Genomic DNA, 21,908 nt, shown 5'->3' on the forward strand with positions numbered 1-21,908 from the left:
GACGCGCTTGCCGACGCGCCGCCCCGGCACTAAGCCCGCCGCATGGAAACAGCCGCCGCAACCATGGGATGGGGGACCGCCTGGGGCATCGCCGGGGCCATCCTCTTCCTCCTGATGACCTCCGCGTTCTTCTCGGGCTCCGAGACCGCGCTCACCGCCGCCAGCCGCGCCAAGCTGCGGATGCAGGCCGACAAGGGCGCGCAGGGCGCCGACAAGGCGCTGCTCGTGACCGAGGACAGCGAGCGCCTGATCGGCGCCGTGCTGCTCGGCAACAACATCGTCAACATCCTGTCGGCCTCGCTGGCGACCGCGCTCTTCACCGCCCTCTTCGGCGAGGGCGGCGTGGCCATCGCCACGCTGGTGATGACCGCGCTGGTGCTCGTCTTCTCCGAGGTGCTGCCGAAGACCTACGCGATCTCGAACCCCGAGACGGCGGCCAGCCGCGTCGCGCCCGCGATCGTCGTGGTGGTGCGCCTGTTCGCGCCCGTGGTGGACGTGGTGCGCGCGCTGGTGCGCCTGATCCTGCGGGGCTTCGGCGTAGACATCGACCCCGAGAGCCGGATCATGTCCGCCCACGAGGAGATCATGGGCGCCATCGCCCTGGGCCACACCGAGGGCTCCGTCGAGAAGGAGGACCGCGACCGCCTGCTCGGCGCCCTCGACCTCGGCGAGCGCTACGTCGAGGAGATCATGCTTCACCGCTCGGGCATCGAGATGGTGGACGTGGAGGCCGAGCCGGGCGCGATCCTCGACCAGTGCCTGGCCTCGCGCTACACCCGCCTGCCCGTCTACCGCGGCGAGCCCGAGAACATCATCGGCGTCGTCCACGCCAAGGATCTCCTGCGCCACATCGACGGGCTAGTGCGCGGCTCCGGCGGCGACCTGACGCGGCTGTCCTCGCTCGACGTTACCGAGGTGATGCGCGATCCCTACTTCATCCCCGAGACCACCACGCTCGACGACCAGCTCCGCCAGTTCCTGCGCCAGCACACCCACTTCGCGCTGGTGGTCGACGAGTACGGAGCCCTCCAAGGCCTCATCACGCTCGAGGACATCCTCGAGGAGATCGTGGGCGAGATCACCGACGAGTACGACGAGCCCGATGCCCCCCAGCTCGAGCCCGATGCCACGGGGGCCTACGTGGTCGACGGGCAGATGACGATCCGCGACCTGAACCGCTCCACCGACTGGTCGCTGCCCGACGAGGAGGCGAACACCATCGCCGGGCTCGTGATCCACGAGGCGCAGACAATCCCCACCGTGGGGCAGGTGTTCAGCTTCCACGGCTTCCGCTTCGAGGTCTCGGGCCGCGAGGCCAACCGCATCACCCAGCTCCGCATCCGGCCGCTGGAGTGATGCGCCCATGACCGCCGGCGCCCGCGCCGCGCTGTGGATGATCGGCTCCATCGTCTCGTTCACCCTGATGGCGGTGGCGGGGCGGCAGCTCGCGGGCGCCCACGACACGTTCGAGATCATGCTCTACCGCTCCGCGCTCGGCCTCGCGCTGGTGGTGGGCGCCGCGGCAGCGACAGGCACGCTCCGCGACGTGCGGCGCGAGCGGCTGGGCCTGCACACGGTCCGCAACTTCGCCCACTTCACCGGCCAGAATCTGTGGTTCGCCTCGCTCGCCATGATCCCGCTGGCGCAGGTCTTCGCGATGGAGTTCACCTCGCCGCTCTGGGTGCTGCTCCTGGCCCCGCCGTTGCTGGGCGAGCGGGTGCGCCCCGCGCAGTACGCGGTGGCGGCCCTCGGCTTCGCGGGCGTGCTCGCCGTGGCCCGCCCCTGGGGTGGCGCAGTGGAGCCGGGGCTGCTGCTCGCGGGCCTCGCGGCGGTGTTCTTCGCGCTGACCAACCTGATGACCCGGCGCCTGACGCGCACCGACGGCCTCGTGTCGATCCTGTTCTGGCTCACCGCGATCCAGCTCTTGCTCGGGCTGGTGGCGGCCGGCCACGACGGGCAGATCGCCCCGCCCACCGCCGCCACCGCGCCCTGGCTCGCGGCGATCGGCGTGGCGGGGCTGTGCGCGCACCTGTGCCTGACCAAGGCGCTCGGCCTCGCGCCCGCCTCCACGGTGATGCCCGTGGACTTCCTGCGCCTGCCCGTCATCGCCGCCGTAGGCGCCCTCGCCTACGGCGAATCGCTCGCGCCCGAAGTCGCCTTCGGGGCGGCCCTGATCGTCGGGGCGTCCTGGGCCAACCTGCGCCTCGCGGCCCGCGCGCCCGCGGGGAATGTTGCGCCGGCGCAACCGAATGCGGCGAAAGCGTTTCCCCCCGGGTCGTGACGTAGGGTCCGATTTGACCCCTCCGGGGCGCTCGGCATCCATCGCGGCACACGGACGCGTCCGCCTCGGGAGAGGGCCGGCGCGCAGCCCCCACGGGCCCACAGGGAGAGACCACACATGATCCGCATCGCAACCGCGCTGCTCGCCACCACCGCGATCGCCACCGGCGCCCAGGCCGGCGGGCTCGACCGCTCCCAGCAGAGCGTGCTCAGCATCTTCGACCCCGAGGACACGGTGTCGCTGACCTTCAACTACGTCATGCCCGACGTCACCGGCACCGACTTCGGCGCGGGCCGCGGCTCCTACGACGTGGGCGAGAACTACAGCTCCACCCAGCTGAGCTTCACCAACCGCCTGAACGAGCGGGTGACCTACTCGGTGATCGCCGACCAGCCCTTCGGCGCCGACATCGACTACGACTTCGACCCGCGCACCTCGAACCTCGGCGGCACCGCCGCGGACCTCAGCGCCGAGGCCCTGAGCTTTATCGCCCGCATGGAGGTCAACGAGAACGTCAGCGTGTTCGGCGGCGTGCGCGCCCAGCGCGCGGGCGGCACCGTGAAGCTGAACGGCCAGGCCTATGCCGCCGCCCTCGGCGCGCGCGCCGCGGCCCGTCCGCTCGGCACCGCGGTCGGCACTGCCGCCGCCACGCCCGGCGCCCCGAACCAGGCCGCCGCGCAGGCGATCCTCGGCGCGCTCGGCGACGGCGCCGGAACCGCCTTCGCGGGCGTCGCCACCGGCGATCCCCGCGCCGCCGCGCTGGGCGGCCAGCTGACCGCCGCCGGCTTCGGTGCTGACGTGGCCACGGCCCAGGGCACCTTCGGCGCCATCGCCGGCCCGACCGGCGCGTTCGTCGCGGGTGGCGGCTACTCCGTCGACATCGAGGACAGCTGGGGCGCGGGCCTCACCCTCGGCGCGGCCTACGAGATCCCCGAGATCGCCCTGCGCCTCGCGGTCACCTACCACTCCGAGGTCGTCCACGACGGCAACTCCGTGGAGCGCTTCGGCTTCATCGGCGGCGGCGCGCCCATCGTCGGCGAGACCTCGTTCTCCACGCCGCAGTCGATCAACGTCGACTTCCAGACCGGCATCAACGAGCAGACCCTGCTGATCGCCGGTCTGCGCTGGGCCGACTGGGACGACTTCGATGTGATCCCGCCGAACCTCGGCACCGACCTCGCCGACATCGACGACGTGTACCGCGTCTCGCTGGGCGTCGCGCGGCGCTTCACGCCCGACTTCGTGGGCCTCGCCACGGTGACCTACGAGGAGGACAACGGCTCCTCGACGGTCTCGCCGCTGGGCCCGAACGACGGCCAGATCGGCCTGTCGCTGGGCGGGCGCTACAGCACCGCCAACATGAACGTCTCGGGCGGCCTCAACTACACCAAGCTGGGCGATGCCGACGCGGGCGTCGCCGGCCGCCCCGTGGCCGCGTTCCGCGACAACGACGCGCTCGGCGTCGGCCTGCGGCTCACCTACGAGTTCTGATCCGGCCCCCGACGGCTTTGGAACGCCCCGCCTTCACCGGCGGGGCGTTTCGCGTCTTGGACCGCACGATCCGGGTCGCCCCGGCGCGCGGCGCGCGGTAGGCCCGCCCCATGCCCGACATGTCCCCCCGCGCCTGGGCCGAGCTCGGCCTCCTCGCCCTGGTCTGGGGCGCCTCGTTCCTCGCCGTGCGCGTGGCGCTCGACGAGATCGGGTTCCTCGCCTCCGTGGCCTGGCGCGTGGCCCCGGCGGCGCTGGCGCTCTGGGCCGTGGTGCTGTGGCGCGGGCTCGCCGTGCCCCGCGCCCTGAGTGTCTGGGGCGCGCTCCTGGTGATGGGCGTCCTGAACAACGTCGTGCCGTTCACGCTCATGGCTTGGGGGCAGCTGAGCATCGAGACCGGGCTGGTCTCGATCTTGAACGCCGGCACGGCCGTCTGGGGCGTGCTGCTCGCCGCCCTGTTCCTCGCCGACGAGCGCCTCACGCCCCGCCGCGCTGCGGGCGTCGCCATCGGCTTCGCCGGCGTCGCCACCGCCATCGGCTTCGGCAGCTTCGCCGCGCTGGATCTCCGCTCCCTCGCGCAACTCGCCGTGGTGGCGGGCACGGTGGGCTACGCGCTCGCCGGCGTCTGGGCGCGGCTGCACCTGCGCGGCCTCGCCCCCGAGGTGGCCGCCGCCGGGATGCTGACCGGCTCCACCCTCGTGATGCTGCCCGTGGCCGCACTGACCGAAGGCCTCGCGCTGCCCGCGGCGCCAGCGACCTGGGCCGCCATCGCCTACTACGCGCTCGTGGCGACCGCCTTCGCCTACCTCCTCTACTTCCGCGTCCTCGCCGTCGCCGGGTCCGGCAACACCATGCTCGTCACGCTGCTGGTGGCCCCCGTCGCCATCGTGCTGGGCGCCGTGGTGCGCGGCGAGACGCTGGGGCCGCACGCCCTCGGGGGCTTCGCGGTCCTCGCCCTCGGCCTCCTCGTGCTCGACGGCCGTCTTCTGCGCCGCGTTGCGATTCCCCGCGCACGCCGCTAACCCGCGCCCCATGCTCTACCGCACCCCAGAGGACTGGCGCCGCGCGCCCCGCAAGCGGGTCGCCTTCTTCGGCATGTCCGGCTTGGGCAAGACCCACCTCGCCCGCATCCTGCGCGCGTCCGGCGAGTGGTTCCACTACTCCGTGGACTACCGCATCGGCACCGCCCACATGGGCGAGTTCATCAACGACAACCTCAAGCGCGAGGCGATGAAGGTCCCGTTCCTGCGCGACCTGCTACGCGGCGACGGCATCTGGATCGGCGCCAACATGAGCTTCGAGAACCTCTCGCCGCTCTCGGCCTTCCTCGGCAAGCCGGGCGACCCTGTGCGGGGCGGCCTAGCCTTCCCGGAGTACCTGCGTCGGCAGGACCTCCACGTCGAGGCCGAGCGCCGCGCCCTCCTCGACACGCCGTTCTTCGTGGAGCGCTCCGCCGACCTCTACGGCTACGACCACTTCGTGTGCGACACGGGCGGCTCGATCTGCGAGGTGGTCGACCCGGACGACCCCGCCGACCCGGTGCTGAACACGCTTCACGACAGCGCCCTCATGGTCTGGATCCGCGGCGGCGAGGACCACGTGGACCGCCTCGTCCGCCGCTTCCGCGCCGACCCCAAGCCCATGTGCTACCCGCGCGCCGTGAACGAGGCGCTCTGGGCCGAGTTCTCCGCCGAGCACGGCACGGACGGCGACCCCGACGCCTTCGCCGCCTTCGCCTACGAGCGCGCCATGCGCCGCCGCGAGCCGATCTACGGCGCGATGGCCGCCCGCTGGGGCGTCTCCGTGGATGTGAACGAGGTGTCGGGCGTCCGCGACGCCGCCGACGCCGTGGAGATGGTCGCCCGCGCCCTCGCCCGGCGCGCCGAGGGCTAGGCCATGCCCATCACCCTGCACCGCGACCTGCCCGCCTACCGCATCCTCGAGCGCGAGGGCGTGATGGTCATGAGCGACGACGACGCGACCCGCCAGGACATCCGCCCGCTGCGGATCGGCCTCCTGAACCTGATGCCCATGAAGATCGCCACGGAGACGCAGTTCGCCCGGCTGATCGGCGCCACGCCGCTGCAGATCGACCTGACGCTGATCCGCATGAGCGAGCACCAGTCGCGCCACACCGCGCCCGAGCACATGGAGAGCTTCTACCACCCCTTCTCGGAGGTCCGCGACCAGCGCTTCGACGGCCTGCTGATCACCGGCGCGCCCATCGAGCACCTCGCCTTCGAGGACGTCACCTACTGGCCCGAGCTGCGCGAGGTGATGGACTGGACGCAGACGAACGTGCACCACACCTTCGCCGTGTGCTGGGGCGCCATGGCGATGGCCTGGCACTTCGCGGGCGTGCCCAAGCACGAGCTGGACGCCAAGGCGTTCGGCTGCTTCCCGGTCGCCAACGAGGCGCCCGCCTCGCCCTACCTGCGCGGCTTCTCCGACGAGTGCGTGATCCCCGTCTCGCGCTGGACCGAGATGCGCCGCGCCGAGCTGGAGGCCGCGGGGATGCGCGTGCTGCTCGGCTCCGAGGCGACCGGCCCCTGCCTCGTCGAGGACCCGGCCCGCCGGGCGCTGCACATCTTCAACCACTTCGAGTACGACACCGACACGCTCAAGCGCGAGTACGACCGCGACGTGGCCGCGGGCGTGCCGATCAACGTTCCGGGCAACTACTACCCGGGCGACGACCCCGCGCGCCCGCCGCTGAACCGCTGGCGCAGCCACGCGCACCTCCTCTACGGCAACTGGATCAACCAGATCTACCAGACCACGCCCTTCGACCTCGCGGAGATCGGGGTGGAGCGCGCAGGGTAGCATGCTCTGGGCCGCGCTCGTGATCCTGGCGAAGCTGAGCCTTGCCGTGCCGCTGAGCTTGCGCCGCGCCGCCCGCCGCGCGCTGGACCACGAGCGGCGCTTCCCGCCCGAGGGCGAGGTGATCGACGTCGGCGGCGTGCCGGTCCACGCGCTGGTGCGCGGACGGGGGCCGGACGTGGTGCTGATCCACGGGGCGTCGGGCAACCTGCGCGACTTCACGTTCCGCCTCGTGGACCTGCTCGCCGCGCGCTACCGCGTGATCGCCCTCGACCGCCCCGGCCTCGGCCACACGGGCCGCACCGATTCGGCCTACGCGCGAGGCTTCTCCCGCCGCGCCGAGACCATCGAGGAGCAGGCGAGCCTCCTGCGCCGCGCCGCCGCGCAACTGGGCGCGGAGAACCCCATCGTCGTCGGCCACTCCTTCGGCGGCGCCGTGGCCCTCGCCTGGGCGCTCCAGTCGCCGCCCGCCGCGCTTGTGCTGCTGGGCGCCGTCACGCGGGTCTGGCCCGGCTCGATCGGCCCGCTCTACGGCACGCTCGGCTCCGCGCTCGGCGGCGGGCTGGTCGCGCCCGTGCTCGCCGCCACGGTCCCGGCCCGCCGCGTGCGCACCGCCGTGGCTGCGATCTTCCACCCCGACCCGGTGCCCGAGGGCTACGCCCGCCACGTCGGCGGCGCGCTCGCCCTGCGCCTCGGCGCCATGCGCGCCAACGCCCGCCATCTGCGCAACCTGAAGCCGCAGATCGCCGCCCAACAGCCGCGCTACGACGCGCTCCGCCTGCCTATCGAGATGGTCCACGGCGCCCGCGACACCATCGTGCCGCCCTCGATCCACGCCGTGCCCTTAGCCGAAGCCGTCCCCTCGGCGCATCTCACCATGCTCGAAGGCGTCGGCCACATGCCCCACCACGTCCGCCCCAAGGAGACGGTGGCGGCCATCGACCGCGCCGCCGCCCGCGCGGGCCTGCGCGCCGCAGCGGCCGCGCAGTAGCGCCCTCGCCGCCCGCCGCACGGCCTGCTAGCTGTCGGCAACCCGAGCCTCCGGAGCCCTTCCATGACCAAGCCCTTCGACGGCGCCATCTCCCGCTACGCCGAGACCGAGGCCCCCGAGCCCGTGCGCCGCGCCCTCGCCGTGGCGGGCCGCAAGGAGATCGCGACCGAGGGCTACCCCTACCCCGAATGGCTGTCCAAGAAGCGCTACGAGCGCGATCTGGATGCGCTTCAGGTCGAGCTGGTGAAGTGCCAGCGCTGGATGCAGGAGAGCGGCGCTCGCCTCGCCGTCGTGTTCGAGGGCCGCGACGCGGCCGGCAAGGGATCGACCATACGCCGCCTCACCGCCAACCTCTCCGCCCGCTCGGCCCGCGTCGTGGCGTTGTCGAAGCCCACCGAAACCGAGGCCGGCCAGTGGTACTTCCAACGCTACCTCGCGCACCTGCCCACCGCCGGCGAGATGGCGATCTTCGACCGTTCCTGGTACAACCGCGCCGTGGTCGAGCATGTCTTTGGCTTCTGCACCCCCGCCCAGCGCGAGGCGTTCTTCGCGCAAGTCCCGGAGGTCGAGCACCTGCTGGTCGAGGACGGCATCATCCTCGTGAAGCTGTGGATGAACGTCGGCCGCGTGGAGCAGCTGCGCCGCATGCTCCGCCGCGAGGGCGACCCCCTCAAGCAGTGGAAGCTGAGCCGCATCGACGTCGAGGGGCTGGCCAAGTGGGACGAGTACACGGCCGCCATCGGCGAGACGCTGGAGCGCGCCTCGTTTCATTACGCGCCCTGGACCGTCGTGCGCTCGGACGACAAGCGCCGCGCCCGGCTCGAGGCGATCCGCACCGTGCTCTCGGCCGTTCCCTACGAGGGCCGCGACGACGCGCTGACGGCGCCCGATCCGCAGATCGCCGGCGGCCCCGATCTCTGGCTGAATGGTGCCTAAGCAGGGCTACCATCACGGCAACCTCCGGCAGGCGCTGGTGGATGCGGCCCTCAGCCTGATCGAGGAGAAGGGCCCCACCGGCTTCACCCTCTCCGAGGCCGCGCGCGCCGCCGGCGTCACGCCCGCCGCCGTCTATCGCCACTTCGAGGGGCGCGAGGACCTCATCATCGAGTGCGCGCTCCAGGGCCACGCGATGTTCGCCGACCTCATGGCCCACGCCTGGCAGGAGGGGCAGCCCTCCGCGCTGGCCTCGTTCGAGGCGACCGGCCGCGCCTACCTCGCCTTCGCGCGCCGCTTCCGGGGGCACTACACGGCGATGTTCGAGTCCGGCCTGAACCGCAACGCGACGCCCGAGCTGGCGCGCGCCTACGCCCGCTCCCGCGAGGTGCTGGACCGGGCGGCCGCCTCGCTGTCGGAGCGCATTCCGGAGGGCCGCCGCCCTCCCGCCGCGATGGTGACGGCCCATATATGGGCCATGAGCCACGGCGTGGTGGAGCTGTTCGCGCGCGGCGAGCCGGGCAGCAACGCGCCCTACCCGCCCGAGGACCTGCTGGAGGCCGGCATCGGCATCTACCTGCGGGGCCTCGGCCTGATCGCGAAGGACGAGTGATGTTCCGCTTCGACAACTCCTACGCCCGCCTGCCCGAGCGATTCGGCACCAAGATGGCCCCTGCGCCCGTGGCCGATCCCGGTTGGGTCGCATGGAACGGGGCGCTCGCCGCGGAGATGGGCCTCGACCCGGCGGAGGTGGAGGCCTCGCTGGATGTGTTCGCCGGCAACCGCGTGCCCGAGGGCGCCGAGCCGATGGCGCAGCTCTACGCCGGCCACCAGTTCGGCGGCTGGTCGCCCCAGCTCGGCGACGGCCGCGCGATCCTCTTGGGCGAGCACGTGCACGGCGACCGGCGCTGGGACGTGGCGCTCAAGGGCTCCGGCCCCACCCCCTACAGCCGCATGGGCGACGGCCGCTCCGCGCTGGGGCCGGTGATCCGCGAGTACCTCGTGTCCGAGGCCATGCACGCCCTCGGTGTGCCCACGACGCGGGCGCTGGCCGCCGTCACCACGGGCGAGACCGTGCTGCGGCAGGAGGGCGACGTGGCGGGCGGCATCCTCACGCGGGTGGCGGCCTCCCACATCCGCGTCGGCACCTTCCAGGTCTTCGCCGCACGCGACGACGCCGAGGCGGTGCGGCTGCTGCTGGACCACGCCACCGCCCGCCACCATCCCACGGCCGGCGGCCCGCTCGGCTTCCTGCGCGCGGTGATGGAGCGGCAGGCGGAGCTCGTCGCGCAGTGGATGGGCCTCGGCTTCATCCACGGCGTCATGAACACCGACAACATGGCCGTCTCCGGCGAGACCATTGACTACGGGCCTTGCGCCTTCATGGAGGCCTACCACCCCGACACCGTATTCTCCTCGATCGACCAGTTCGGCCGCTATGCGTGGTCGAAGCAGCCCGACATCGCGCTTTGGAACCTCGCCCAGCTCGCGACGGCCCTCCTCCCGGTGATGGGCGAGCGCGAGGCCGCGGTGCGGGAGGCCACCGAGACGCTGGAGGGGTTCGCGGACCTCTTCGACGCGGCGTGGCGGCGGGTGCTGGGTGCCAAGATCGGCGTCAACGACCCCGCGCTCGGATCGGAGCTGCTGGCGATCATGGCCGAGCACCGCCTCGACTTCACCCTTACATTCCGCGCCCTCGCCGTGGACGGCGACGTGGTGGACGCGCCGCCCCGGCTGGAGGACTGGCTCGCCCGCTGGCGCGGCCTCGCCCCCGACAGCGAGGCCATGCGCCGCGCGAACCCTGCCGTGATCCCGCGCAACCACCGCGTCGAGGAGGCGATCCAGGCGGCCTACGCGGGGGACCTCGCGCCCTTCCACCGCCTCCACGAGGTGCTGCGCGACCCCTGGACCGAGACCGCCGCCAACCGCCCCTTCCGCGACCCCGCCCGCCCCGAGGAACGGGTGGAGCGGACGTTCTGCGGCACGTGACAATGACGCAGGTAGGATGCCGGTGCGGCGCGGTCGCGCTCGCTGTCGAGGGGCCGCCCATCGCCGCCGTCGAGTGCCACTGCGCAAGCTGCCGCCGCGCCGGCGCGATGCTGGAGGCGCTTCCCGACGCCTTGCCCGTGCTGGACGCCCGCGGCGGCACCGCCTTCGTCATGCAGCGCAAGGACCGCGTCCGCTTCGAGCGGGGCACCGAACACCTGCGCGCCCTGCGCCTCGCCGAGGGCGGAACCCGCCGCGTGGTGGCAACCTGCTGCGGCACGCCCGTGTTCCTGGAGTTCCCCGGCGGCCACTGGCTCAGCCTCTACGCGGCAATCTGGACCGAGAGCGCCCGCCCCCGCACGGAGTTCCGCACCATGACCGGGGATCGCGACCTGCCCCACGACGTGCCCAACCTGCGCACCCACTCCCTCGGCTTCTACGCCCGCCTCCTCGTGGCCTGGGCGCGCATGGGCTTCCGCAACCCGCCCGCGCCCGACGCCGCGCCGCTGGACCTGCCACCCGCCCCGCCCCGGCCCTGAGCCGGGGCCTCCGGGACCCGTCGGCGCTGGAACTGCTGAGCGATGCGAATGCGGATGGCGAAGGCCCCGGATCGAGTCCGGGGCGGCCCATTCACCCCCCGTTAACCGCTCCCCCGGACAACCCGTCCTCGCGCGCAGGGGCCTCGGCCCCGACCGGAATGACGGAGATGGCGGGGCCCCCTTGGCACGGGGCCCATCGTCCGAACCGCATGCAACGAGGGGGGGATGACGCCCCCGAGGACACCCCGGACGTCCGTCCGGGCCGCCCGATCCGTCCGTTCGACCTCGAACGCGGCGCCGATCCCGGACCACGAGCACGACGGCTTCGGCCCTTCCGCCCACGGCCCCCGCGCCGTATTGGGGCGCCATGACCCGTCCCCCGATCCTCGCCCGCGCCGAGAGCCACGGCATGCGCCTCACCGGCCAGCGCCGCGTGATCGCCGAGGTGCTGGAGGCCGCCGACGACCACCCCGACACCGAGACCGTCCACGCCCGCGCCGCCGCGGTCGATCCGGCGATCTCGGTCGCCACGGTCTACCGCACCGTGAAGCTGTTCGAGGAGGCCGGCATCCTCGAGCGCCGCGAGTTCGGCGACGGGCGTGCCCGCTGGGAGGACGCCGAGCGCGAGCACCACGACCACCTGATCGACGTGCAGACCGGCGAGGTCATCGAGTTCTGCGACCCCGAGATCGAGGCCCTGCAGGAGCGCATCGCCCGCCGCCTCGGCTACGAGCTGCGCGGCCACCGGCTGGAGCTGTTCGGCGTGCGCCGCCCGTGAGCGCGCTGCCCCCCGGCTCCGCCGGCGCCCCCCTCGATCCCGAAGCCGGTGAGCGCGCGGCCACCTTGCGCGGCTGCGCGCTGATGACCGCCGCGATGGCCGGCTTCGCCTGCGAAGACGCGCTCATCAAGTCGCTGGGCGGCGCCCTGCCGCCGGCGCAGATCATCTGGATGCTGGGCCTCGGCGGCGCGCTCGTCCTCGGCCTCATCCTCGCCCTGCGCGGCGAGCCGCTGTGGGTCCCCGAGCTGCGCCACCCCCGCGTGCTGCTGCGCTCCGCCGCCGACGCCGTGGGCGCCTCGTTCTTCGTGCCCGCCGTCGTTCTGATCCCGCTCGCCACCGCCTCCGCCGTTATCCAGGCGACGCCGCTCGTGGTGGCGATGGGCGCCGCCCTGTTCCTCGGGCAAACGGTGGGCTGGCGGCGCTGGACCGCGATCGCGGTGGGCTTCGGCGGGGTGCTCCTGATCCTGCGCCCCGGCGCCGACAGCTTCGATCCCTTGGTGCTGCTGGCCGTGGGCGGCATGCTCTGCCTCGCCGTGCGCGACCTCGCCACGCGCGGCTTGCCCAACGCGCTCTCGGGGCTGCTCCTGTCCATGGTCGCCTTCGCCGCGATCGTGCCCGCGGGCCTCCTGCTGCAGCTCGCCCTCGCCCAGCCCCTCGTGGTGCCCACCGCGCTCCAGCTCCTGACCATGGCGGGCTGCCTCGTGTTCGGGCTGGCCGGCTACGTCGCCATCGTCGGCGCCACCCGCGCCGGCGACATCGCGGTGATCTCCTCGTTCCGATATGCGCGCATGGTCTTCGCCCTCGTCCTCGCCGCGATCTTCTTCGGCGAGCGCCCCGACGCCTTCACCCTCGCAGGCATCGCCGTCGTGGTCGGCGCCGGCGTCTTCACCCTCCTGCGCGAGGCCCGGGCGCGGCGCCCGCTTCCCCAACGTGACCCGCCGCGCTAAGAGGCGCGCGACCCTGACCCGGAGAGTTCCCCCATGTTCACCATCACCGACGTCCACGCCCGCGAGATCCTCGACAGCCGCGGCAACCCGACCGTGGAGGTCGACGTGACGCTGGAGGACGGGACCATGGGCCGCGCCGCCGTGCCTTCGGGCGCCTCCACCGGCGCCTACGAGGCGGTTGAGAAGCGCGACGGCGATGCCGCCCGCTACAAGGGCAAGGGCGTTCTGGAGGCGGTGGCCGCCGTGAACGGCGAGATCGCCGATGCGCTGGTGGGCTTCGACTCGACCGAGCAGGAGGACATCGACGCCTGCATGATCGAGCTGGACGGCTCGGCCAACAAGTCGCGCCTCGGCGCCAACGCCATCCTCGGCGTCTCCCTCGCCGCTGCCAAGGCCGCCGCCGAGGCCGCCGGCCTGCCGCTCTACCGCTACGTCGGCGGCACGGCGGCGCGCACCCTGCCCGTGCCGATGATGAACATCATCAACGGCGGCGAGCACGCCGACAACCCGATCGACATCCAGGAGTTCATGATCATGCCGGTCTCGGCGGACTCCGTCGCCGAGGCGGTCCGCATGGGCTCCGAGATTTTCCACACCCTCAAGAAGGACCTCACGCAGGCGGGCCTCTCGACGGGTCTCGGCGACGAGGGCGGCTTCGCACCCGAGCTTCCCTCCACCCGCGAGGCGCTCGACTTCTGCCTCAAGGCCGTGGAGCGCGCTGGCTACGAGCCCGGCGAGGACGTCTGGCTCGCCCTCGACTGCGCCGCGACCGAGTACTACCGCGACGGCGCCTACCACCTCGCCGGCGAGGGCAAGACCCTGTCGCCCGACGAGAACGTCGACTACCTCGCCGCGCTCGTGCGCGACTACCCGATCCTGTCGATCGAGGATGGCATGTCCGAGGACGACTGGGACGGCTGGGTGGCCCTGACCGAGGCGCTGGGCGGCAAGGTGCAGCTCGTGGGCGACGACCTCTTCGTCACCAACCCCGCGCGGCTGGCCGAGGGCATCGAGAAGAACGCGGCCAACTCGCTGCTGGTGAAGGTCAACCAGATCGGCACCCTGTCGGAGACGCTGGAGGCCGTGAACATGGCCCACCGCAACCGCATGACCTGCGTGATGTCGCACCGCTCCGGCGAGACCGAGGACGCCACCATCGCCGACCTCGCCGTCGCCACCAACTGCGGGCAGATCAAGACCGGCTCGCTGGCCCGCTCGGACCGGCTCGCGAAGTACAACCAGCTGATCCGCATCGAGGAGATGCTGGGCGAGCGCGGGCGGTACGCGGGGCGGTCGATCCTGCGCTGAGGGCTGGGCTGGGAGCGCCCCGGGCTTGGCCCGGGGCCTGTGGGGGCCGTCGGAGCTTCCTCCTGTGGAGGGGCGACGGCGTGTGGCGCCGCTTCCGCCCCGCTCCGCAACGCCACCGCCAACCGCACCCCGAGGCCCCGACGCGGGGGCCGGGGCGTAGCGAGCGACGGGCGTCGCCTGCAACGAAGCGCGACACGCCCCGGACCTGATCCGGGGCCTCCGGGCGCTGTTGGAACAGCCCTCCGGAACGGGGCGATGGCATATGGCGCCCCGACGTCCGTCCCCGCTCCGCAGCACCACCTCCACCGTCACCCCGAGGCCCCGGGTCGGGCCCGGGGCGAGGCTGCCGTCGCGCTTCCACCGGCGACCCCGCCGGTGCGGGGGCGCGCTCGGGCCTCGGATCGGTCCACCGGACCGATCCGTCCGCCGGAGGCGGACCGGCCCTCGCCATTGCCCCCCGCCCGCGCCCCGCGTAACCCCGTGCCATGACCGCGCTCCTCCGTCCCTCCGACCGGCCGGTCCTCGGCGTGGCTCTGATGATGGGGTTCTGCGTGGCCGCCCCGCTCGCCGACGCCGCCGCCAAGATCCTCGCCGGCACCTTCCCCGTCCTGCAGCTCGTGCTCGCGCGCTTCGCCGCGCAGGTGGCGGTGCTGGTCCCCCTCGCGCTCGCCACGCGCCGCACGCTCGCCCTGTCGCGCCGGGGCTGGATGCTGACTGCCCTGCGCGCCGTGCTGCAGATCGCGGGCATCTTCCTGATGATCTCCGCCCTGCGCGTCCTGCCCCTCGCCGAGGCCATCGCGATCGCCTTCGTGATGCCCTTCGTGCTCCTGCTCCTCGGCCACGTGCTCCTCGGCGAGACCGTCGGTCCCCACCGCCTGCTCGCCTGCGCGGTGGGCTTCGGCGGCACGCTCCTCGTGATGCAGCCCACCTTCGCCGAGGCCGGCTGGGCGGTGCTGCTGCCGCTCGGCGTCGCGGTCGTCTTCGCGCTCTTCATCCTCGCCACCCGCGCGCTTGCCCGCGAGGCCGACCCGGTGGCGATGCAGGCCGACGCGGGTATCGTCGCGCTCGCCCTCCTCGGGGCGGGCTACGCGCTGGGCGGCGGCCCTCTCGTCGCGCTCGCCCCCGTGGGCGGCGACTGGCCGCTCCTGCTCCTCATGGGCCTTCTCGGCACCCTTGGGCATCTGATGATGACGTGGTCGCTGCGTTTCGCGCCCGCGGCCACCCTCGCGCCCATGCAGTACGTCGAGATCCCCGTCGCGGCCCTGGTGGGGCTGTGGCTGTTCGGGGACTGGCCCGACCCGCTCGCCAACCTCGGCATCGCCGTCACGGTCGCCACCGGCCTCTACATCCTCTGGCGCGAGGCGCGTGCGGCCCCCGAGGCCGCGCCCGCCCGCGCCCCGACACCCTAGGACGCCCCCATGGACATCCTCGCCATCGCCTCGCTGCTGCTCGTGGCCGCGGCCCTCTTCGGCGCCGTGAACCACCTCGTGCTCAAGCTGCCCTCGGCCATCGGCATCCTCGTGGTGGCCCTCGTCGCCTCGTTCCTGATCATCGGCGCGGACGCCGTGTTCCCGTGGCTCACGGTCGAGGAGTCGATCGAGGAGGTCGTGCTCGGCATCGAGTTCTCGGACGCCCTGCTGGAGGGGATGCTCGGCCTCCTCCTCTTCGCCGGCGCGCTCCACGTGAAGGTCGAGGCGCTGCGGCGCGAGTGGCTGCTCGTGCTCCTCATGGCGACCATCGGCGTCGGCCTCTCCACCGCCATCGCGGGCGTCGGCTTCTCTTGGCTCACCGGCACGCCGATCCTCGTGGCCCTCGTGTTCGGCGCGTTGATCTCGCCCACCGACCCCGTGGCCGTGCTGGGCGTGCTGCGCGCGGCCAAGCTGCCGAAGTCGCTGGAGACCAAGATCGCCGGCGAGTCGCTGTTCAACGACGGCGTAGGCTACGTGGTGTTCCTGGTCCTCGTCGGCATCGCCTTTCCGGCGGACGACGCCCACGGCTCGGGCCTGTCGGGCGCCGCGCTCCTCTTCGCGCAGGAGGCGTTCGGCGGGGCGCTGCTGGGCGCCGCCCTCGGCTTCGTGACGTTCCGCATCATGCGGCGCATCGACGACCCGCCGCTGGAGGTCCTGATCACCTTGGCGCTCGCCTTCGGGGGCTATCAGCTCTCGCTCTGGCTCCACGTCTCGGCGCCGATCATGGCGGTGGTGGCGGGCCTCCTGATCGGCGACGTAGGCACGCGCCACGGCATGAGCGCCGAGACCCGCGCCCACGTGGACACCTTCTGGACGCTCGTCGACGAGATCCTGAACGCCGTGCTCTTCCTCCTGATCGGCATCGAGGTCTTCGCGGTGGCCTTCGACGCGAGCTATCTCGTGGCCGGGCTGGGGGCGATCGTGCTGCACCTCGTCGCGCGCTTCGCCGCCGTGGCCGTGCCGGTGGCGATCCTGAAGCCCTTCTCGGCCAACCTCGAGCAGGGCGTGACGCGGATCATGACCTGGGGCGGCCTCAAGGGCGGGATCTCGGTGGCCCTCGTGCTGGCGCTGCCCGAGAACGAGTGGAAGCCGCTGATGCTGACCGCCTGCTACATGGTGGTCCTCTTCTCGATCATCGTGCAGGGCCTGACGGTCGCGCCCCTCGCCCGCCGCCTGGGCGGCGAGCCGGAGCTGGACGTGGGCTAGGCGTTCCCATTCTCGTGTGCACGGTTCACGGGGCCGGGGCCGTGCCCTACCTCTGGGGTCTCACCCCGCCGCAAGGGAGCCTCGCCATGATCCCCGCCACCCGCCGCAGCGTCCTCGCCACCGGAGCCGCCGCGCTCGCGGGCCTCGCCGTGCCCGCCTACGGCGCGCTCGCGCCCACGCCGACCATGCGCGGCGGCGCCAACAACTACCGCCCCGGCGCCCCGGTGGTGGAGCGGATCGGGGCCGGCGGGTTCCTGATGACCGGCACGGTCCGCCGTGCGGGCGACGGCGCCCCGCTGCCGGGGCGGCGCATCCAGATCTGGGCCCACACCACCGAGGGCCACGAGCGCGACGCCCGCAGCCACGGCGCCACCCTTACGGCGGCGGACGGCAGCTTCCGCATGGACATGCCGCAGATCGTGCCCGCCTTCGGCCAGCCCCACGGCCATCTCGCCTTCGACGCAGAACAGGATGCGGCCTTCGGCGGCGGCGGCTTCGAGACCGTGTTCCTGCGCCCCGTCATGGCTCGCCCCGACCAGACGGCGCTGCACGTCGACTTCGTGCTTCAACCTGCCTGACCCGCGCATCGTGGCGCGTGCCGCCCTGATCTGGGGAGCGCTCGCCGCCGCGATCGCCGTCCCCCTCTGGATCGCGTCCACCAGCCCGCTGCTGGCCTGGCGCGAGCCGGTCTACGTCGCGGCGGGGCTCGCGGGCGTGGTGGGACTGGCGTGCCTCCTCCTGCAGCCGTTGCTGGCCACCGGGGCGCTGCCCGGCCTCGGCGCGCGGCGGGGGCGCCGGGTGCACCGCGCCGCGGGCGTGCTGCTGATCGCGGCGATCCTCGTGCACGTGGGCGGCCTATGGGTCACCAGCCCGCCGGACGTCGTCGACGCCCTGCTCCTGCGCTCGCCCACGCCGTTCTCGCCCTGGGGCGTCGCCGCGATGTGGGCCGCCTTCGCCGCCGCCGTGGTGGCGGTGGGTCGGCGACGCCTGCGCCCTGCCACGTGGCGGCGGGCGCACCTCGCGCTGGGCGCGGCAGTGGTCGGGGGCACGGCGGCGCACGCGCTGCTGATCGAGGGGACGATGGGCACCGTGTCGAAGGCCGCGCTCTGCCTACTGGCCGTCCTGGCGACGGCGTGGGCGGCGATGCGGGGCTGGCGGCGTCAGGCGTCCAGCTCGGCATCCCAGTAGAGGAAGTCCATCCAGCTCTCGTGCAGATGCCCGGGCGGGAACTTGCGCCCGAGGTTCATGAGCTGCGCGGGCGACGGGCGGCGCGGCGGGCGGCGCAGGGTGAAGCCCACCTGGCGCAGCGACTTCGAGCCCTTGCGCAGGTTGCAGCGCCCGCAGGCGGCGACCACGTTCTCCCACGAGGTGATGCCGCCGCGGGCGCGGGGGATCACGTGGTCGAAGGTCAGGTCGCCCCGCGAGCCGCAGTACTGGCACCGGAACTCGTCGCGCAGGAACAGGTTGAAGCGCGTGAACGCCGCCGTCCGCTGCGGCGCCACGTAGTCGCGCAGCACCACCACCGAGGGGATGCGGATCTCGATGCTCGGCGAGCGGACCACCTCCTCGTACTCGGCGACGATGGTCACGCGGTCGAGCACGGCCGCCTTGACCGCTTCCTGCCAGGGCCAGAGCGACAGCGGGTAGTAGCTGAGCGGGCGGTAGTCGGCGTTCAGCACCAGCGCCGGGAAGTGCCGCGTGCCCGCCGCCTCGCGCACGAAGGCGGAGCGGAAGTCGCCGCTGCGTGGGGCGCCGGACGGGCTGGGGGCGGGCATCGCGCAATCCTCCGGGGCCAGGGGCGCATCTGCGATGCGGCGGGCCCTCGGTGGAAACTATATATCGCGTCGGAAGCCGTGCAACCTTCCAGATGACGTGGCCGATCACGGCTCCGACAGGGCCGGAGCGATCGCGTCGTCCGCGGTGGAAGGTGGGGTGCCCCCGGTACGGCGGGACTGCCGCACGCCGGACCGGAGGCGAAGGTCCTGAAACCCCCATGGCACGGATCGGATCAACGAGGAGTGCCTTGGTCCGGGATTATGCCTAAAAGGTTAACGAATGGTTAACGAGCGGCGTCCTCGTCCCGTAAGTCCGCGTGAAACCTGGCGAACGTCGCGTCACCCCTCGAGCTTCAGCACGTCGCGCATGAAGGCCAGCGCCACGGAAAGGCCATCGGGGGCGATGCCGTGGCCGGTGCCCTTCATGACGTGGGCGTAGATGCGCTCGAACCCCGCGGCCTCCAGCGCCTCGGCGGCCTCGGGCAGCGACTGGGGCGGCACCACGTCGTCCATGTCGCCGTGGACCAGCAGCACCGGCGGGCGCACCCGCACCTCGTCGGCGAGCCGCTCGGGCGCAAGCAGGCGGCCCGCGATGCCCACGACGCCCGCGACGGCCTCGGCGCGGCGCGGGGCCACGTGGAGGGCCATCATGCAGCCCTGGCTGAAACCGGCGAGCACCACGTCCTTCGCGGCCACGCCCTCGCGCGCCAGCGTCTCGTCGAGGAAGGCGTCGAGGTCGGCCACGGCGCGCTCCATGCCGGCGGCGGCCTCCTCCTCGCTCGACCCGTCGATCCAGGGAATCGGGAACCACTGGAGGCCGGCGGGATTGGCGGTGCTTGCCTCGGGCGCATCGGGGGCGAGGAAGGCCGTGCCGGGCATGTGCTCGGCCAGGGGGTCGGCCAGCCCGATAAGGTCGGCGCCGTTGGCCCCGTAGCCATGGAGGAAGATCACCAGTCGCTCGGGGGCATCGGGGCCCCGCCGTTCGTATCGCAGCGTCATAGGGTTCCTTCCCGGCTCTTGGCGACGTGGTAGTAGGACCACAGCAGGCGTGCCGCAACCGCGCGCCAGGGCGACCATGCCTCGGCCATGGCGCGCATCTCGCGCTCCTTGGGGCGGTGGGGCATGGCGAACAGCAGGCGCGCCGCCTCCTGCAGGGCGAGGTCGTTGGGCGCGAACACGTCCGCGTGGCCCAGCGAGAACATCGCGTAGATCTCGGCGGTCCAGCGGCCGATGCCGGGCACGCGGATCAGCTCCTCGACCACGGCGTCGGTGGGCGCGGTGCGCAAAGACTTCCAGTCGATGCCGGCCTGCGACAGCTCGCGCAGGTAGCGGACCTTCTGGCGCGACAGGCCGCAGGCGCGCAGCTCCTCGTCCGTGGCCCACATCACCTTGCGCGGGCCGGTGATGCCGGCGGCGGTGCAGCGGGCGAGGATCGCGCGCGCGGCGGCGACCGAGACCTGCTGCGAGACGATCGCCGCGAGCAGCGCCGCGAAGCCGTCGCGGCGCCGCCGCAGCGGCAGCGGTCCGGTGAGATCGAGCGCGTGGGCGAAGCGCGGCTCGGTCGCAGCCAGCCACGCCGCGCCCTCCCTCACGTCCTCAAGCGTCGCGATGATCCGCGTGGGCGGCGACGAAGCGGACGGCGGCATCGATGTCATGGGTCTCCTCTCCCCCGGCGGGCGGGGCCGGGCGGTCGACGATGTGGATCTCGGCACCCACGAGGTGGGCCGCGGCGAGCTTGCAGCGGCCCGAGCCGCCGGAGTTGCGGGCCACGAGGTGGGTGATGCCCCGCTCGCGCATGGTGGCGACCTCCTCGGCCATCTCGGCGGGGCCGCCGACGATCCACTCCACGCCCTCCATCGGCGGCGCCGGGTCGACGCGCCGGCACCAGAGATGCAGGCCGCGTCCGAGGAAGGGCGACAGCCCGCCGGGGCCCGCGGTCACGAGCACCTGCGCGCCTTCCGGCATGGCCTCGGCCGCCTCGGCGAGGGTGGCGTGGTGATGCCAGTGCGGCTCTGCCTCCCAGGGGGGGCGGGTGAGGCGCAGGTGGGGCGTGCCGGTCTCGGCGCACAGGCGCGCGGCGCGCTCGGTTATGCGCTCGGCGAAGGGATGGGTCGCGTCCACCACGGCGGAGAACTCCGCGAGGGCGGCGCGGAAGCCCCCGTCGCCGCCGAAGCCGCCGATGCGCATCTCGCCGGGCAGCGCGGGCGCGCGCGTCAGCCCCGCCAGCGATCCCACCACCTCGCGGTCGCGCACGCGCAGGAGCAGTTCGCGCGCCTCCCACGTGCCGGCGAGTACCAGCGCGCGGCGGCGGTTGGGCCTAGGCATGTCCGAGCACCGTTCCGGCCCGGTCCACCACCACGGCGTCCACCCGCGCGTCCGGCAGGCGCCGGGCCACCTCCGCCCGCGCCGCCTCGGCGACGCGCTGGCCGAGGCCGGGCACGCGGCCCGCCGCCTCCAGCGCGGTGTTGCAGCCCGTCAGGTCCGTGCCCGCGAGCCGCGACAACCACGCGAAGTCCACCCGGCTGCGCGCGGAGTGCAGGTCGGCCGCCCCTTGAGCGAGCTTCGTCATCTTTCCGATCCCCCCCCCGATCGTAACCCATGGAACGGGGTTGCGGGCGAGATACTTGAGCAGCCCGCCCGCGAAGTCTCCCATGTCGAGCATGGCCCCGTCGGGCAGGCGGTGGAGCGCCTGCACGGTCCGCTCCGAGGTGGCGCCGGTGCAGCCCGCCACGTGGAGGAGGCCGGAGGCGCGCGCCACGTCCACGCCCCGGTGGATTGAGGCGATCCAGGCGGCGCAGGAGAAGGGGCGCACGATGCCCGTGGTGCCGAGGATCGACAGCCCCCCCTCGATGCCGAGGCGGGGGTTCCAGGTCTTCAGCGCCAATGCGGCGCCGCCTGGGACGGAGACGGTGATCTCCACGTCCGGGCCGCGCCCGTGGCGGGCGGCGGCGGCGGCCACCGCCTCGTCCAGCATGGCACGGGGCACGGGGTTGATGGCGGGCTCGCCCACGGCGATCGGCAGGCCCGGCTTGGTGACCGTGCCGACGCCCTCGCCCGCGCGGAACACGACGCCGCCCGCCGAGGGGGCGACGCGCACGCGGATCTCGGCGCCGTGGGTCACGTCGGGGTCGTCGCCGGCGTCCTTGACGATGCCGGCCTCGGCCCAGCCGTCGCCGATGCGCGGGTGCACCACCGCGAAGGTGGGCCGCTCGCCGCGCGGGAGCACGATCGAGACCGTCCCGGGGATGCCCTCGCCCCACAGGCCTTCCAGCGCCGCGGCGCAGGCCGCGGTCGCGCAGGCGCCGGTGGTCCAGCCGCGCCGGAGGGGCTTGGTCTCCATGCCCCATGTCGTGCCACGCGCGCGCACGGTCGCCAACTCCCTTCCGC

The 21,908-nt window shown here is 73.3% G+C and carries 23 protein-coding genes; 18 read left to right on the forward strand and 5 right to left on the reverse strand.

Features of this window, described 5'->3' with window-relative positions; translation table 11 throughout:
• The first annotated feature begins 42 nt into the window (after positions 1 to 42).
• The 18 genes from K3554_RS11185 to K3554_RS11270 all read left to right on the forward strand — a co-directional run bounded on the left by K3554_RS11185 (position 43) and on the right by K3554_RS11270 (position 17,934).
• Positions 43 to 1,356 (forward strand): HlyC/CorC family transporter, encoded by a 1,314-nt coding sequence (locus K3554_RS11185; protein WP_259940236.1) that lies wholly within the window; start codon positions 43 to 45, stop codon positions 1,354 to 1,356.
• Positions 1,357 to 1,363: 7 nt separating this feature from the next.
• Positions 1,364 to 2,281: a DMT family transporter gene (locus K3554_RS11190; RefSeq protein WP_259940239.1), complete on the forward strand. Its 918-nt coding sequence runs from the start codon at positions 1,364 to 1,366 to the stop codon at positions 2,279 to 2,281.
• Between the two features lie 117 nt (positions 2,282 to 2,398).
• Positions 2,399 to 3,772 (forward strand): outer membrane protein transport protein, encoded by a 1,374-nt coding sequence (locus tag K3554_RS11195; RefSeq protein WP_259940241.1) that lies wholly within the window; start codon positions 2,399 to 2,401, stop codon positions 3,770 to 3,772.
• Between the two features lie 110 nt (positions 3,773 to 3,882).
• Positions 3,883 to 4,791: a DMT family transporter gene (locus K3554_RS11200; RefSeq protein WP_259940243.1), complete on the forward strand. Its 909-nt coding sequence runs from the start codon at positions 3,883 to 3,885 to the stop codon at positions 4,789 to 4,791.
• Between the two features lie 10 nt (positions 4,792 to 4,801).
• Positions 4,802 to 5,662 (forward strand): ATPase, encoded by an 861-nt coding sequence (locus tag K3554_RS11205; RefSeq protein ID WP_259940246.1) that lies wholly within the window; start codon positions 4,802 to 4,804, stop codon positions 5,660 to 5,662.
• Positions 5,663 to 5,665: 3 nt separating this feature from the next.
• A complete protein-coding gene (gene metA / locus K3554_RS11210; RefSeq protein ID WP_259940249.1) occupies positions 5,666 to 6,592 on the forward strand; it encodes a homoserine O-succinyltransferase in 927 nt (308 codons plus the stop codon).
• A 1-nt stretch (position 6,593) separates the two neighbouring features.
• Positions 6,594 to 7,580, forward strand: coding sequence for an alpha/beta fold hydrolase (locus K3554_RS11215; protein WP_259940251.1), 987 nt, complete (start codon positions 6,594 to 6,596; stop codon positions 7,578 to 7,580).
• A 63-nt stretch (positions 7,581 to 7,643) separates the two neighbouring features.
• Positions 7,644 to 8,516, forward strand: a complete 873-nt coding sequence (gene ppk2, locus K3554_RS11220) for a polyphosphate kinase 2 (protein WP_259940254.1) — start codon at positions 7,644 to 7,646, stop codon at positions 8,514 to 8,516.
• On the forward strand, positions 8,509 to 9,126 hold the full coding sequence (locus K3554_RS11225; RefSeq protein ID WP_259945901.1) for a TetR/AcrR family transcriptional regulator: 618 nt from the start codon (positions 8,509 to 8,511) through the stop codon (positions 9,124 to 9,126). Before ppk2 ends, K3554_RS11225 begins: the two co-directional genes overlap by 8 nt.
• Positions 9,126 to 10,502, forward strand: coding sequence for a YdiU family protein (locus K3554_RS11230; RefSeq protein WP_259940256.1), 1,377 nt, complete (start codon positions 9,126 to 9,128; stop codon positions 10,500 to 10,502). The genes K3554_RS11225 and K3554_RS11230 overlap by 1 nt, the downstream gene beginning before the upstream one ends.
• 2 nt (positions 10,503 to 10,504) lie before the next feature.
• Positions 10,505 to 11,038: a GFA family protein gene (locus K3554_RS11235; RefSeq protein ID WP_259940259.1), complete on the forward strand. Its 534-nt coding sequence runs from the start codon at positions 10,505 to 10,507 to the stop codon at positions 11,036 to 11,038.
• Between the two features lie 367 nt (positions 11,039 to 11,405).
• Positions 11,406 to 11,816 (forward strand): Fur family transcriptional regulator, encoded by a 411-nt coding sequence (locus K3554_RS11240; protein ID WP_259940261.1) that lies wholly within the window; start codon positions 11,406 to 11,408, stop codon positions 11,814 to 11,816.
• Complete coding sequence (locus K3554_RS11245; RefSeq protein ID WP_259940263.1) at positions 11,813 to 12,763, forward strand: DMT family transporter; 951 nt, start codon at positions 11,813 to 11,815, stop codon at positions 12,761 to 12,763. The genes K3554_RS11240 and K3554_RS11245 overlap by 4 nt, the downstream gene beginning before the upstream one ends.
• 33 nt (positions 12,764 to 12,796) lie before the next feature.
• Positions 12,797 to 14,071, forward strand: a complete 1,275-nt coding sequence (eno, locus tag K3554_RS11250; protein ID WP_259940265.1) for a phosphopyruvate hydratase — start codon at positions 12,797 to 12,799, stop codon at positions 14,069 to 14,071.
• 485 nt (positions 14,072 to 14,556) lie between these two features.
• Complete coding sequence (locus tag K3554_RS11255) at positions 14,557 to 15,480, forward strand: DMT family transporter (RefSeq protein ID WP_259940267.1); 924 nt, start codon at positions 14,557 to 14,559, stop codon at positions 15,478 to 15,480.
• A 9-nt stretch (positions 15,481 to 15,489) separates the two neighbouring features.
• Entirely contained in the window at positions 15,490 to 16,746 is a 1,257-nt protein-coding gene (locus K3554_RS11260; protein ID WP_259940270.1) for a sodium:proton antiporter, read from the forward strand.
• 86 nt (positions 16,747 to 16,832) lie between these two features.
• On the forward strand, positions 16,833 to 17,324 hold the full coding sequence (locus tag K3554_RS11265; RefSeq protein ID WP_259940273.1) for a Twin-arginine translocation pathway signal: 492 nt from the start codon (positions 16,833 to 16,835) through the stop codon (positions 17,322 to 17,324).
• A gap of 10 nt (positions 17,325 to 17,334) precedes the next feature.
• On the forward strand, positions 17,335 to 17,934 hold the full coding sequence (locus K3554_RS11270) for a ferric reductase-like transmembrane domain-containing protein (RefSeq protein WP_259940276.1): 600 nt from the start codon (positions 17,335 to 17,337) through the stop codon (positions 17,932 to 17,934).
• On the opposite strand, the gene K3554_RS11275 is transcribed toward K3554_RS11270, so the two are convergent.
• The 5 genes from K3554_RS11275 to K3554_RS11295 form a co-directional block, all read right to left on the reverse strand.
• Positions 17,907 to 18,521, reverse strand: coding sequence for an HNH endonuclease (locus K3554_RS11275; RefSeq protein ID WP_259940279.1), 615 nt, complete (start codon positions 18,519 to 18,521; stop codon positions 17,907 to 17,909). The two genes, K3554_RS11270 and K3554_RS11275, sit on opposite strands and share 28 nt — an antisense overlap.
• Before the next feature lie 339 nt (positions 18,522 to 18,860).
• Positions 18,861 to 19,520, reverse strand: a complete 660-nt coding sequence (locus tag K3554_RS11280; RefSeq protein ID WP_259940282.1) for an alpha/beta hydrolase — start codon at positions 19,518 to 19,520, stop codon at positions 18,861 to 18,863.
• The gene (locus K3554_RS11285; RefSeq protein ID WP_259940285.1) at positions 19,517 to 20,176 is read right to left on the reverse strand and encodes a DNA-3-methyladenine glycosylase; all 660 of its coding nucleotides are present in this window, start codon (positions 20,174 to 20,176) and stop codon (positions 19,517 to 19,519) included. Before K3554_RS11285 ends, K3554_RS11280 begins: the two co-directional genes overlap by 4 nt.
• Positions 20,118 to 20,846, reverse strand: coding sequence for a precorrin-6A/cobalt-precorrin-6A reductase (locus tag K3554_RS11290; RefSeq protein WP_259940287.1), 729 nt, complete (start codon positions 20,844 to 20,846; stop codon positions 20,118 to 20,120). The genes K3554_RS11285 and K3554_RS11290 overlap by 59 nt, the downstream gene beginning before the upstream one ends.
• Positions 20,839 to 21,861, reverse strand: a complete 1,023-nt coding sequence (locus K3554_RS11295; RefSeq protein ID WP_259940291.1) for a cobalt-precorrin-5B (C(1))-methyltransferase — start codon at positions 21,859 to 21,861, stop codon at positions 20,839 to 20,841. Before K3554_RS11295 ends, K3554_RS11290 begins: the two co-directional genes overlap by 8 nt.
• Positions 21,862 to 21,908: the final 47 nt, after the last annotated feature.

The sequence above is a fragment of the Jannaschia sp. W003 genome, from assembly GCF_025144335.1.
GTDB lineage: Bacteria > Pseudomonadota > Alphaproteobacteria > Rhodobacterales > Rhodobacteraceae > Jannaschia.